Raw genomic sequence first — 13,375 nt, forward strand, 5'->3', positions numbered from 1 at the left:
CCTCCAGCGAGAGGTTCTCCTGCTTGCTTCGTCTTTGTTCACCAGGAAATATTGTAGATTTTCTTAATCCAGCACCAACGCCGGCGCTTTTCTTCATTGCCTAGGAAATATTATCAGTGATAGCTCCTGAGACATCGTATTGCTCGGGGTCTAGTTCGAGGTCTTCACCTGCTGCCAGTTTCGCTAGCTGGGCACCCAGATAGGGTCCGACGGTCAAACCTGATGCTCCCAGTCCATTTGCCAGGAATAGATTTTCATAGCCAGGGATAGTCCCTATGATTGGAAGGAAATTCGGTGCGACTGGACGGAAACCCACTTTTGTTTCGAGATAGGTTGCATCTGCCAGACCGGGTGCGACCGTCAACCCTTTATCAATGATTTCATGCATACCGCCAAGAGTCGGGCGGCGGTCAAATCCATGATCGTCTTCATGCGTTGCGCCAATGACCAGCCTGCCTCCATCGAACGCAAGAATGTACTGGTTATTCGGAGGCATGACTACAGGCCAGCAGCCAGTCTCTGTATTCTCCAGCATCAGATGGATAATTTGAGCTTTTTGAGGAGAGATGCTCAACTTGATACCAAGAGGTTCCAGCAGCTCAGGTGCCCATGCCCCTGCAGTCAGGATGATGCTGTCACCTTCATATCTTGTGTCTCCGACTTTAACACCCGTCACTTTTTCTCCAGAGGATTCTAATTGGGCATTTCCTTTTACGATGGAAGCGCCATGTCTTTGCGCAGCATTCAGGAGAGCATCCCGCAACAAGCGTCCGTTTACGCGTGCCCCACCAGTTACATGCACAGAAGCATACTCTTCCGACAGTAGCGGAAAAAGCTCATTCGTTTCTTGCTGATCCAGCTGCCTGACCTCTCCGATTTCTGGTGCGTCTTCTCGTCTTACAGTCGCTCTTTCTTCCATTTTCGCAAGTTTCTCCTGATCGCAATGAAGGCTGATTGCGCCTACACGCTGATAACCTGTTTCCTTCTCCCCGTCCTCTTCAAGCTGTTTAATCAGTGACGGGTAAAAGGCCGCCCCATTCTTTGCGAGGAAATACCAGGCCTTATTTCTTCGCTGGGTCAGCCAGGGACAAATGATACCAGCTGCTGCATCCGTCGCTTGTCCAGGTTCCCCTCGGTCAATGATTGTGACATTCCTGCCTTCCTTCGCTAAGTGATAGGCAGTGGAAGCGCCTAATATTCCTGCCCCGATGACGATATATGTTTTCATTCCCTACACCTTTTCCGTAAAAGATTCTTGATATCATTCTACAGAACTTCAGGGATAGACTCAAAGCTACTTCACTTTAAAGGTTTCTTTGTAAGCAATTTCCTGGCCGCCAACAGCCAAGATATCGTGGTTATTGGCATTGAGTGTCACTTTTATTTGATGGGTGCCTTTTTTCAACTCTCCCAAATTGTAATAGTTCCCGTAAAGTCTATTAACCTTCTCTCCGTCCAGGTAAAGATGTGCATGGCCTTCGTCATAGTTGACCTGGTCTGCGCCAGCCTTTTCTGGAGCAAAGGTGAATTGTTCTGTTTCAATTTTAAGCAGCCAGGAACCTGAAGGATCTTGCTCTACCTTTCCATCAATGGAAGGCGCTTGTATTCCCGTTGGAATATTTACCATTTCATGCCCGTGATGATTATCTTGGTCTGAAGCTTGATAATGACTGTTTTGATTATGAAAATAGAGCATTGTTGAAACAAAGAGAAATATGATGATAAAACTGACGATCCGGTACATCTATGACCCTCCTATTGCATCTCTGCATGGGTTCCAGAGGTTGACCGCTTTCTCCTCATTACCTCGCCAATGATGACCAGCACGAGGCCGATTGTCAGAAAGCCAAGATCGTACATCAAGGCATTGGGGTCCCCTGGTTTCACCCGATGAATTTGCAACAGATGGTGATTCACCACACCCTCCACTAAATTAAAAATTCCAGCCCCGGATAAAAATCCGCCAACTAGTCGGCTGACACCTCTCGATATTTCAGATGGCCGTCCTGCCAACCATAGCAGAACCCCTCCAATCACGAGAGCCACAGTCACGCCAAAATGGAAGACCCCGTCACTGAAAATCTGTCCCGGTCTGCTAGTCTCCATGACGACGCTATGCCACTGGAGCAATTGATGAAAAATAACGCCATCCATCGATCCCATAAACCCAAAACCAAGAGTGAAACTGCCTATGGCCAGGTACTTCTTTTTCATTTTTGGATTCATCCTTTAACTCCCTCCGGTATATTTCAAAGTTTTGAATTATATATCCTAAAATACCGAATGCTAATCTTCTAGAGAGTCACTATTACTTTTAAAAATTGTTTCCACTATCGAAAAGTAATTTTCGCTATACCTTTGGGGTTTCTGATATAATTTTTATTATTGTGTACTTACTAGCAATGAAACCGTCGATGTAATGGAGTGAATATAAAGATGAACACCAAAAAGGCTTTGCCTATTTTATTTTTAGTCATGTTTCTCGTGATGGTCGGCTTTGGGATTATCATTCCAGTCATTCCTTTTTATGCGGAAGAAATCGGGGCAACGCCAACTCAATTAGGTCTGTTAATGGCAGTCTACTCCTTGATGCAGTTTATATTCGCACCTATGTGGGGGCGAATTTCCGATAGGATTGGCAGAAAGCCTGTCATAATGATCGGTATTCTCGGGCTGTCCCTTTCTTTTTTCCTGATGGCTCTTTCCACTGAGCTTTGGATGCTGTTTGCGGCCAGAATCATTGGAGGCTTCTTGTCATCAGCTAATATGCCGACTGTCATGGCCTATGTAGCGGACATCACATCTGAGGAGGACCGTGGAAAAGGCATGGGAATCATCGGAGCTTCAGTCGGACTCGGGTTTATTTTTGGTCCTGCGATTGGCGGCATTTTTTCACAATCCAGCCTGAACACACCATTTTACCTTGCAGGGGCAACATCGCTCGTTACGTTCCTGTTCGTTACTTTTGTCCTGAAGGAGTCATTATCACCTGAACAGCGCAGCAGTCAGGAAAAGGAAAGAACATCTTTATTGAAGGCTTTGAACGGACCGCTATCCATGCTATTCCTGCTTCAGTTGTTCGTCTCGCTTTCTCTTGCTGGATTAGAGGCAACCTTTGCATATTTCGCTGCTGAAAAAGCTGGGTTAGGATCCGTTGAATTAGGATATATTTTCATGATCATGGGACTGGCAGGAGCTATCGTACAGGGAGGACTAGTCGGCAGGCTGACAAAGACGCTTGGCGAGGGTAAGGTCATCCAGCTTGGTATTGTTATTTCTGCTGCAGGCTTTGGTTTGATCCTTTTGACAGAAGGATTCGGAACTGCAGCATTATTCCTGACCATTTTTGGTATTGGTAATGGGCTGATTCGTCCTAGCGTATCATCGCTTCTGACAAAAAAATCGACGACTGGGCATGGAGGCACGACCGGATTGCTTTCATCCTTTGATTCCCTTGGCAGGATTATCGGACCGCCATTAGGTGGATGGCTGTTCTCGATTGCCATTGGGATGCCTTATATCTCGGGGATTTTATTATCAGTGATTGCTCTCATTTTATACAGAGTCTACAGTGCTCGATCTTTAAGCACAGCAAAATAATCAACAGGGCGGCCTCTATGCCGCTCTTTATTTTTTATCCGGACTTTTCTAAATATTTAACAAATTGTCTGCCTATATTTCGGATTTCGTAGTAATATAGAGAATAAAGGGGGAGATTCATTTGACAAAAACGATTGAAAAGCGTCCTGTCCGCTCTGAGGTCCCTGCGGATTTGACATGGAATCTGGATGACCTATTCCTGTCTGACCTGGAGTGGGAGGCTGCACTTGAAGAAATTGAAACTGACGTCAAGGAATTCGCAGACTTTAAAGGAAACTTACATACTAGTGCAAAATCACTGCTTGAATGTCTTACTGCTCAGGAAGAACTGACAAAGAAGCTAGTCAAAGTCCGCACATATGCTAGCTTGAAGCAATCCGCAGATGGCACAGATCCTGTGAATCAGGCAAATTCCGCTAAAGTGGCAGCCACTGGCACACAGGCTTTGGCTGCTCTATCCTTTATCTCATCTGAAATACTGGAGTTTGAAGATGGGAAAGTAGAAGAATTCATCCAGGAGGAGCCTGGTCTGGAACCCTTCAAAAAAAGTTTAGTTGAGCTATTAGAAACGAAGAAGCATAAGCTATCACCTGAAACAGAAGAGGTACTCGCTGCGCTTGGGGAGGTTCACGCCGCACCTTACAACATCTATGGCATGGCTAAACTTGCCGACATGCAGTTCTCATCCATTCAGGACGAAGAGGGAAATGAATTACCTGTTTCTTTTGCGCTATTTGAGAGCCGTTATGAATTTTCACCAGACACAGATGTCCGCAGAAAAGCGTATGATTCCTTTGTTTCTACACTAAAACAATATAAAAATACAATCGCTGCTACCTATGCAACCGAAGTGAAAAAACAGGTAACTCTCGCAAAACTCAGGAACTATGAGTCTGTTACCGATATGCTATTGGAACCGCAGCAGGTAACAAAGGAAATGTACAATAACCAGATCGATATCATTTACAAGGAACTGGCACCCCATATGCGCCGATTCGCCCAGTTAAAGAAGAAGGTGCTGGGCCTTGATAAGATGAAGTTCTGTGACTTGAAGGCTCCTTTTGATCCTGAATTCGATCCGTCGATCACCTATGAAGAAGCACGCAACCTGATCACAGAGTCCTTGAAAGTTATGGGTGCTGACTATACGGCCATGATTGAAAAAGGCTTTGAAGAGAGATGGGTGGACCTAGCTGATAATGTTGGAAAATCAACAGGTGCTTTCTGTTCAAGCCCTTATGGCTCACATCCATATATCCTGATCACATGGGCAGACAATATGCGCGGCTGCTTTACGCTTGCCCATGAGTTTGGACATGCGGGACATTTTTACCTGGCGAATCAAAACCAGCGCATCATGAATGTCCGTCCTTCCATGTATTTTATTGAAGCACCTTCTACCATGAATGAGATGCTTCTTGCACAGCATCTTCTCGATAAAAATAAGGACGATGTCCAGATGAGCCGCTGGGTCATTCTACAGCTACTGGGAACGTATTATCATAACTTTGTCACACACCTGCTTGAAGCAGAGTATCAGCGCCGTGTGTACGCCCATGCTGAAGCTGGCAAAGCCCTGACGGCAAAGACGCTTACGGAGATCAAAACTGACGTCCTTGAGGGCTTCTGGGGCGATACAGTGGAAATCGATGAGGGAGCAGGCCTGACCTGGATGCGCCAGCCTCATTATTACATGGGCTTGTATCCATACACCTACTCAGCAGGATTGACCGCATCGACTGCCGTGTCACAGCTGATCAAGGAAGAAGGCCAGCCTGCCGTTGACCGCTGGCTTGAGGTGCTCCGTGCGGGCGGCACTATGAAGCCGCTTGAATTGTTGAAACAAGCAGGATTGGATATGTCCACACCGGAACCTGTCAGAAAAGCTGTTGCTTATGTCGGTTCATTGATTGACGAGTTGGAGCAATCCTATCAATAGAAAAGCGCAAGCGCCTTGGTCAGCCCCGACAAGCGTTGGAGGGCCTGACAGTGAAGTCGCTCTTTGACTTCATTGGCAGGACCGAAACGTCTCGAGGGGCTAGGCGCTGGAGCTAGACACTAATCTAGAGTGGGGAAATTTATACTTTCTTAGCCAGAAAATACAGAAGAACCCATGGGCATGAAAGGCCCATGGGTTCTTGTTATTTATTCATTTTTGCAAGGAAATCGCCAAGAAGGTCGTCTAAATCCTCTTCCTCTTCACTTTCTTCTTCCGAAGTTTCGGTTTGCTTGATCGATTCCCACACGAATGAATCTAAATCATCATCCATTGGGTCGGTCTCAGCAGTTGAGGCCGTTTCTTCTATAACCGGTGAATCCTCTGTTACAGCTGCAGACGGAAGATCCATCTCTTCTTCCTGGAGGTACAGGGCCTCATCTATTTCTGTTGACTTGCTGTTCAATGATGCAAGCAGTGCAGTAGCCCGTATGGGATCTGTCAGCAGATGATATACGATATTGCCCAGCAAAGCCTCTGAATGCTCGTGCTTGATCCAATCCCGTTGCGATTTGTTGAGATTGCGCGGAAGGGGAATGGTAATCGTCTCGCGTTCCCTCGAATATGAATTCCCTACACCCTGCAGGACAAAATCAGCAATTTTGCTGGAGAAATTCCTTCTCTCAGTTTCTTTTAATTTTTGAAGCTGCCTCAAGATATGGTCTGGTGTATCAGACGGGATACGGAACGATAGTGCTTGTCCCCTCTTAATCTCATTTGGGTTGGTTTTTTTCATAGAATCACCTTATTTTAGCTTTTAACAGGTTCAGAAGCGGCTTTGCTGCTCTTCTCTGATTTCTTCACATAATCCATGATGAGCTTATAGTAAGCATTTGCCATCATCCAGATGCTCTCTTTCTCGTCTTCGAAAAATTCGATGTTATAGCCATCAAGATTATTGTTTAATGTCTTAATATACTCTTTCAAGACTGTCGCACCGCCACCGACAAAATAGCAGATTTCCGTCTGTGAGTTCTTTGCCCACACATTGCGTAGCAGGCGGTATTGCTTTTTGGCCAGTTCTAGAAGGATACGGTCCGTGATATCATGGACGCTTGTACGGCTTCCCTTGACCATGATGTGGTTGCGGTCATTCTTGCGTGTGATGATCTCTACAACATCTGTACGGCTGTCCAGTTCAACGCCATGCTTGCTGCGGATTTCTTCCCTGATTTGTTCAAGCGCCTCAGAAACTCCAAGGTTGAAGCCCTGTGCCTTGTCATCATCGACATTGCGGTTTTTGATGACAGCGATATCAGTAGATAAACCACCGATATCCTGGATCAGGATTCTTCTATCAATTAAATCCTTATTGATGATTTTAAGGCTGTTATCCATTACTAGATTGATATAAGCAGCGAAGCCTTCTGGATAAACCTTCACTTCATCAAATTTGATATTAACTTTCAGGCCCTGAAATTTCGGAGTAACAAGGAATTCTACCTGGTGGACAGATCCAACCAGTTTCGAACGATAGCCTGCGTCTTTTCCTTCTTTCACTTCACGAAGCGGAAGTCCAGTTCCGAGTGTGTAGTTCGCATCGATGACATTCTTGCTTTTCGGGAAAAGCTTTGCATTTTCTTCTTTCACTGCATCCAAAGCAAGAGTCGCGAAAAGCATGATCAATGTCTGGTCTTCCTCGGACTTGCTGCTTCCTGGATCTAATTCTGTTGCATTATCGCTTTTAGTCGCCAGATTGCCGACACGATAAATAGCATTATTATCCTTCAGGGCAGGGGAGTGGACACGGATATGAATTCCTTCAAGCGGATCCTTCGTATCAAGCTCCTCAATACCGATGACAGGACGGTCTTCTGTATCCCTTGCTACGATATTAGGGATATTAAGCTCATTATCGAACTCTCCAAAAATAGCTTTAATAGAATCGTTACCAACATCAACAGCTGCAATTCTAGATTTCGTCATTTTCATCATTCCTTTTCAATAATCTAAGTAAATCTAGTAATTATGTATACTCACTTACTATTTTAAAGGTAAAGGTAAATAATAGATACTGCAAGCAGTACAGGCAAAAAGAAATATAAATGTAAACATGTAAACATGTTGTAAACCCAGGGCGAATGTAAACATAATTGTACACAATGAATACAATATTGTATACATCTTGATTTAACAACATGTATACGGTTTTGTATACACGTAAACATAATTGTATACACAATGTTTACATTTCGTATACTTGTTTACTATTATGTATACAATTGCTAAATGCGTGTATTTTTCTAGTAATTTCCATAAATCAATCTCTGACTCCCCTCCCCTGCCTTCTCTTTTTATTGATAGTTTTTACGCTATTACGGTAATTGGTATAAGGGAATCCGTAAAAACCGAAGAAAAAGATGGAATTCAATCTGATGTTCGGTGGAAAATCAATATTCATATCAAACAGATTAATAAATGTCCTGAAATTTCGGCCGCAGTATAGAATTAGGATAAAAAAAGAAAAGTAATTCGAATCAGCTAAGAGGAACACATTGGCGCTTCAGGTCAGTGGAGTTGTATAAGAAGAGGCAGCCCCCTCCCCTTTCGGTAAAGGGCAGGGATATCCTTGTATAATACCGTCGAAGGATGACGACAAAGGAAGAAGATTGCAAATGAAATAGAATAGCCAGGACAGTGCCTGGCTTAAAGGGGTTTATATTTTCTTAACAAATTCAGATTTTAGCTTCATCGCACCAAATCCTTCCAGTTTACACTCAATATCATGGTCACCATCAATTAAACGGATATTTTTAGCCTTAGTGCCGATTTTAATTACTGATGATGTACCTTTCACTTTAAGGTCTTTGATGACAGAAACGGTATCTCCATCGCTCAGAATATTCCCGTTTGAATCTTTGATTACCCTGCTATCCTCTCCATTAGCCATTTCAGCAGCAGGATCCCACTCATGGGCGCATTCTGGACAAATGAGCAGCGGCCCATCCTCATATGTATATTCTGAACTGCATTTTGGACAATTTGGCAATTTGGACATAGTTAAGCCTCCGAATTACTTTTTAATAAGCTTAATTATAGCCAAGTTTCAGCAACATTCCTATGTTATTAGCAAAATACGACCATCATCAATCACATGTCTGTATAGCGATATGTTTCTTTAAGCTTACTGACACATATTAAGGCAAAGCCATACAGTTTAGGAGACTTCTGAATAACGAAAAGCCCCGATAGGACGATCAGTCATCCATCAGGGCTTTTTCATTAGTTTTCTACAATGTCCTTACGGTTTTTCTTGAATATCCTTGATAGAACTTCATATACAATCGGTACGATAATCAGCGTCAATAATGTTGAACTAGTCAAACCGCCGATTACAGTGATCGCAAGGCCCTTGGAGATCAGTCCGCCACCGCCTGAACCGATCGCTAATGGAATCAAGGCACCAACCGTAGCGATTGCGGTCATAAGGATTGGACGTAAACGTGTGGCTCCTGCCTCAAGCACCGCCGCACGCATTGTCAGCCCTTCTCGTTCCATGTGAATGATTCGGTCTACAAGCACGATGGCATTCGTCACGACGATCCCTATCAGCATCAGCAGACCCATCATGACTGATACAGAGATGGTTTCACCTGCAATAAGCAGCCCTACAAACGATCCTATGACTGCAAATGGAAGCGAGAATAGGATTGCAAATGGTGCGACACCTTCACGGAAGGTTACGACCAGGATGAAGTAAACGATCGCAATCGCAGCAAGCATGGCAGCTCCAAGCTGGGTGAATGTTTCGGTCATATCCGCCTGGACACCTGCTACGCCAACTTCAACGCCTTTTGGCAAATCTAATTCATCAATTGCTTTTTCAGCATCAGCAGCTGCCTTCGAAATATCCTTGCTTACTACCGTTCCTGATACAGAAGCATAATACTGGCCTTTGCTTCTGGCTAATGTATTCATTGTTGTGCCTTCTTCAACGGTCACCAATTCAGACAATGGCAAGGTCGTGCCTAGCGCTGTTTGTACTTCAGTAGCAAGGATATCCTCGATCGATTCTGGCTGTTCAGCCTGCTCCTGCTGGACAATGACATCTAGTGTTTCACCATCTTTTTCAACGGTCGTCAAAATTTCTTCTGATTTGTTCGGATTGAGCATCATGACAATTTGTCCGGCCGTCAGCCCATACTGAAGCAATTCGTCCTGCTCAACTTTGAAGGTATATTCTACATAAGCATCTTCTGCACTTGAAGACACGTCCTTCAAGCCGTCAACAGCCTTCATTTCCTCTTCTACCAACTTGACAGTTTTGCTTAACTTACCTAAATCCTCACTGTACAAGGTATAGCTGATTTCATTCTCAGGCATCGACATTCCGCCGAAATTCTGGCTCTTCCATTCGCCGCTGTGGCCAATGTTGAAGACATATTCCTCAAGTTGATCCCTTACTTCTGAAAAGTTTTCCATATCCGGGTCAAAGATCAGGTACATTAGTGCTCCGCCTGCTCCTCCGCCCATCATGGCCGTCATCTGATCTGCCTCTTCGTTGATCGATACCTGTACGATATCGATGTCTTTGCGTTTCAGCATTTCTTCTTCTACTTCTGCAACATTTTCAATTGTTTCTTCCTTAAGCTCACCTGCTTTAGGTGTGTAAGTCAGATACATTACTTTATCTTCTTCACTGCCCATGAAGCTGAAACCGATGATTGGTGTCAGGGCAAGACTTCCGACGAGCAGAATAACCGCAATGAGTGAAGTAATGACCTTATGGTTAAGCGACTTATTCAAGACGCCCTTGTACCAATGAGCCATTTTTCCAACTTCCTTATGGCTGTTTTCCGTTTTCTCGCTGTATAACTTCTTCCTGAACAAAAAGTGGGATAACGCTGGTACGATGGTAATCGCCACAATCAGTGAAGCACCCAGTGCAAATGTCATCGTCAAGGCAAATGGCGCGAATAATTCCCCTACCATGCCGCCTACGAAGATCAACGGAGCAAATACGGCAACCGTTACGAGTGTGGACGACAGGATTGGCTTAAACATTTCGATTGTCGCTTCACGCACAAGTGCCCTGCCAGTTAATCTCTCTTCTTTTAAATGCAGGCGGCGATATATATTTTCAACGACGACAATCGAGTCATCGATTACACGGCCAATCGCTACAGTAATCGCGCCCAGTGTCATGATATTAAGCGTGATATCCATCCAGTTCAATAGCAGCAATGCCATAAAAATCGAAACTGGAATCGAGACAATTGATATAATCGTAGATTTGAAGTCACGCAGGAATAGAAGGATTACAAGAATTGCGATCAATCCGCCAAATAAAGCTTTTTCAATCATCGTAAAGACTGATTCTTCAATTGGCTCTCCCTGGTCAAGCGATACTTCAATGACAAGGCCATCTATTTTAGATTTTTCTTCCTTGATTAAATCTTTCACTGCATTCACTACATCCACGGTGTTCGCTTGCTGCTCCTTAACAATCTGCAGGGCAATCGCGTCTTCCCCATTCGTGCGGGAAATGGATTGAACTTTACCAACTAGCTCAACCTCAGCAACGTCGCTGAGTTTAACAAAAGGTGATGGATTGGCTGCAGAAGGCGTGACCGGAATCAGCATATTTTTCAATTCATCTGTAGTCGTGAACTTGCCATCAACAGCAACAGCCTGCTCTCCTTCTTTGAACTCAAAAAGGCCTAATGAAACGCCAAGGTTGCTAGCCTGGATCATTTCCTTCACTTTGGACTCTGTTAAACCAAACTCGGCCAGTTTCGCCTCGTCATACGTAAGATTAACTTCTTCAATATGCTGTCCTGTCATCGTAACAGACGCAACACCATCGATTTTATCGATTTTAGGAAGGATAATTTCCTCAACGGTTGATGTAAGCTCGACAATATCCTCCGTTGTACTGCTGACACTCAATGCAGCCACCGGCATCATATTCATGCTGATCGCTGTGATTGTCGGCTCCTGAGCCCCTTCCGGCAGTGTCACCATATCCAATGCCGATTGTAAGGCCCGTTTAGCTTCATCCATGTCGATGCCATACTCATACTCTACCTGGATACTCGACATATTGGAGTAGGAATTCGAATAGACATATTTAACGTCTTCGAGCCCCTCCACCGCTTTTTCAATTGGGATCGATACATCCTCCATTACTTTTTCGGGAGTCGCCCCGGGATAAACATCCATAACCATCAAGTATGGAATCGATATATTCGGAATGGTCTCCATGTTCATCCGCGTACCAGAATAAATCCCTGATACCGTAATGATAATCGTAAGAAGCCATACGGCCAGTTTATTTCCAAGTACAAAATTGACTAAATTCTTCACTACTGCACCTACCTCAAATTGACTTTATTGACGATAACAATGTTACTGACTGACCGGTCATTTGTCAATTGTAGATGTACAGAATTTACATAAAACAGATGAAAAAATCCGCCTCATAAAGAAGCGGATTTCGTATGATTATTCATCATCTATTTCGCCATCACCAATTTCATCTTCTTCCTCGACATCTTCCAGCTGTTCCCCTTCTTCAGGCGGTGCGTCATTGCCACAGCCGGTTACAGTGAACATGGAAATTGCCAATAAAAACATGAATAAAAGCTTTTTCATTATTCATTCCTCCTTTAGAAAAAGTTTTTCCAAGGCTTGATATTTCTATGTAACTTTGGTGTCTTTCCAGAAAACCCCTCTAAGAATTGGAGAATTTAGTTAGCAGATATGTAAAATTCTTAATTAAATTTTTCTATTTGTAATAAATTTCAGCATAAAACTAACAATAATAACAAAGGAGTGACTCGCTGAATGAGTGGAACAAACGTACAGCTCACCTCAACGGAAATTTCGAATATATGGTCTTCCTACTTGAAAAGCAGTATGGAGTTGCGATTCTTTCAATATTTCCAGGCAACTGCTGAGGATCCAGGGGTTAAAAATATAGTAGAAAAGTTGGTGGATTTTTCTCAAAAAAGCCTTGAAGATCTAAAGGCTATTTTCATAAAAGAGAACCTGACAATTCCATTGGGCTTTACCGAAAAGGATGTCAGACTGGATGCAGATAGGGTATTTTCGGACACCTTCATCCTATATATTTGCCATGACATAACGATGCTGTCCTTGAGTACATACCCATCTGCGTTTCCCGATTGCACCAGGAAGGACATCAGGAATCTTTTTCAGAATGCTATAGAATTTACGATAAAAATACAAAACGAACTCACCGAACTAATGCTATCCCAAGGAATCTACCTTAAATCTCCCCAGGTAGCGTTGGACCATACAGTTGATTTGGTTGATGAGATGAAATACCTCAATGGGCTTTTCGGCGGTTCACGGCCGGTCAATGCAGCTGAAATCGCAAACCTTTCTAGAGTCATCCACCGGGCCCGTTTCTCAAAAATGATCCTTGTGACATTCAGCAAACTGGCTTCCCACAAAGATGTTAAGCAGCATTTCAGCAAAGGCAGAGATGCTCTGGAAAAAGTCCTGGAAACGCTCGGTGATGTTTTTGAAAAAGAAAACATCCCCTATTCTGCCTCAGGGGATTATAATTTTTTTGAAGTCAGAAGTTCACCATTTTCTGATAAACTAATGCTATTTTTCGTGAACACATGCCTCGGAATGTTCTGCTTCATCATGATCAACCAGGCACTGACATCCAGCTTGAGGACTGATATCGTCACAAAGTTCACGATGATTTCAAATCAGATGAAGAAGTTTTACGGAAAAGGCCTGCTCCTGACCATCACCGAAAAATGGCTAGAACAGCCGCCGCAGGCTTTGGATCGGAAGGTATGA

Annotated in this window: 11 protein-coding genes; 3 read left to right on the forward strand and 8 right to left on the reverse strand. The window is 43.8% G+C overall.

What is annotated here, in order from left to right; translation table 11 throughout:
* Window positions 1–100: 100 nt before the first annotated feature.
* The 3 genes from RH061_RS22760 to RH061_RS22770 all read right to left on the reverse strand — a co-directional run bounded on the left by RH061_RS22760 (window position 101) and on the right by RH061_RS22770 (window position 2,226).
* Entirely contained in the window at window positions 101–1,228 is a 1,128-nt protein-coding gene (locus RH061_RS22760; protein WP_311073049.1) for an NAD(P)/FAD-dependent oxidoreductase, read from the reverse strand.
* A gap of 66 nt (window positions 1,229–1,294) precedes the next feature.
* Window positions 1,295–1,744, reverse strand: coding sequence for a hypothetical protein (locus tag RH061_RS22765; RefSeq protein ID WP_311073051.1), 450 nt, complete (start codon window positions 1,742–1,744; stop codon window positions 1,295–1,297).
* Window positions 1,745–1,755: 11 nt separating this feature from the next.
* On the reverse strand, window positions 1,756–2,226 hold the full coding sequence (locus tag RH061_RS22770) for a DUF2243 domain-containing protein (RefSeq protein ID WP_311073053.1): 471 nt from the start codon (window positions 2,224–2,226) through the stop codon (window positions 1,756–1,758).
* Between the two features lie 210 nt (window positions 2,227–2,436).
* On the opposite strand from RH061_RS22770, the gene RH061_RS22775 reads away from it, so the two are divergent.
* Window positions 2,437–3,600, forward strand: a complete 1,164-nt coding sequence (locus RH061_RS22775) for an MFS transporter (RefSeq protein WP_311073055.1) — start codon at window positions 2,437–2,439, stop codon at window positions 3,598–3,600.
* A gap of 121 nt (window positions 3,601–3,721) precedes the next feature.
* Window positions 3,722–5,539 carry an oligoendopeptidase F gene (gene pepF / locus RH061_RS22780; RefSeq protein WP_311073057.1) on the forward strand — a complete coding sequence of 606 codons (1,818 nt, stop codon included), beginning with the start codon at window positions 3,722–3,724 and terminating at the stop codon, window positions 5,537–5,539.
* Window positions 5,540–5,741: 202 nt separating this feature from the next.
* On the opposite strand, the gene RH061_RS22785 is transcribed toward pepF, so the two are convergent.
* The 5 genes from RH061_RS22785 to RH061_RS22805 all read right to left on the reverse strand — a co-directional run bounded on the left by RH061_RS22785 (window position 5,742) and on the right by RH061_RS22805 (window position 12,190).
* On the reverse strand, window positions 5,742–6,332 hold the full coding sequence (locus tag RH061_RS22785; protein WP_311073060.1) for a hypothetical protein: 591 nt from the start codon (window positions 6,330–6,332) through the stop codon (window positions 5,742–5,744).
* 14 nt (window positions 6,333–6,346) lie between these two features.
* The gene (locus RH061_RS22790; protein WP_311073062.1) at window positions 6,347–7,522 is read right to left on the reverse strand and encodes an Alp7A family actin-like protein; all 1,176 of its coding nucleotides are present in this window, start codon (window positions 7,520–7,522) and stop codon (window positions 6,347–6,349) included.
* A 730-nt stretch (window positions 7,523–8,252) separates the two neighbouring features.
* Window positions 8,253–8,594: a zinc ribbon domain-containing protein YjdM gene (locus RH061_RS22795; RefSeq protein ID WP_311073064.1), complete on the reverse strand. Its 342-nt coding sequence runs from the start codon at window positions 8,592–8,594 to the stop codon at window positions 8,253–8,255.
* 224 nt (window positions 8,595–8,818) lie between these two features.
* The gene (locus RH061_RS22800; RefSeq protein ID WP_311073066.1) at window positions 8,819–11,902 is read right to left on the reverse strand and encodes an efflux RND transporter permease subunit; all 3,084 of its coding nucleotides are present in this window, start codon (window positions 11,900–11,902) and stop codon (window positions 8,819–8,821) included.
* A gap of 138 nt (window positions 11,903–12,040) precedes the next feature.
* Window positions 12,041–12,190 carry a lipoprotein gene (locus RH061_RS22805; RefSeq protein ID WP_023613442.1) on the reverse strand — a complete coding sequence of 50 codons (150 nt, stop codon included), beginning with the start codon at window positions 12,188–12,190 and terminating at the stop codon, window positions 12,041–12,043.
* Between the two features lie 192 nt (window positions 12,191–12,382).
* On the opposite strand from RH061_RS22805, the gene RH061_RS22810 reads away from it, so the two are divergent.
* On the forward strand, window positions 12,383–13,375 hold the full coding sequence (locus RH061_RS22810) for a DUF3231 family protein (RefSeq protein WP_311073068.1): 993 nt from the start codon (window positions 12,383–12,385) through the stop codon (window positions 13,373–13,375).

It is taken from the genome of Mesobacillus jeotgali, from assembly GCF_031759225.1.
Taxonomy (GTDB): Bacteria; Bacillota; Bacilli; order Bacillales; family Cytobacillaceae; genus Mesobacillus; species Mesobacillus jeotgali_B.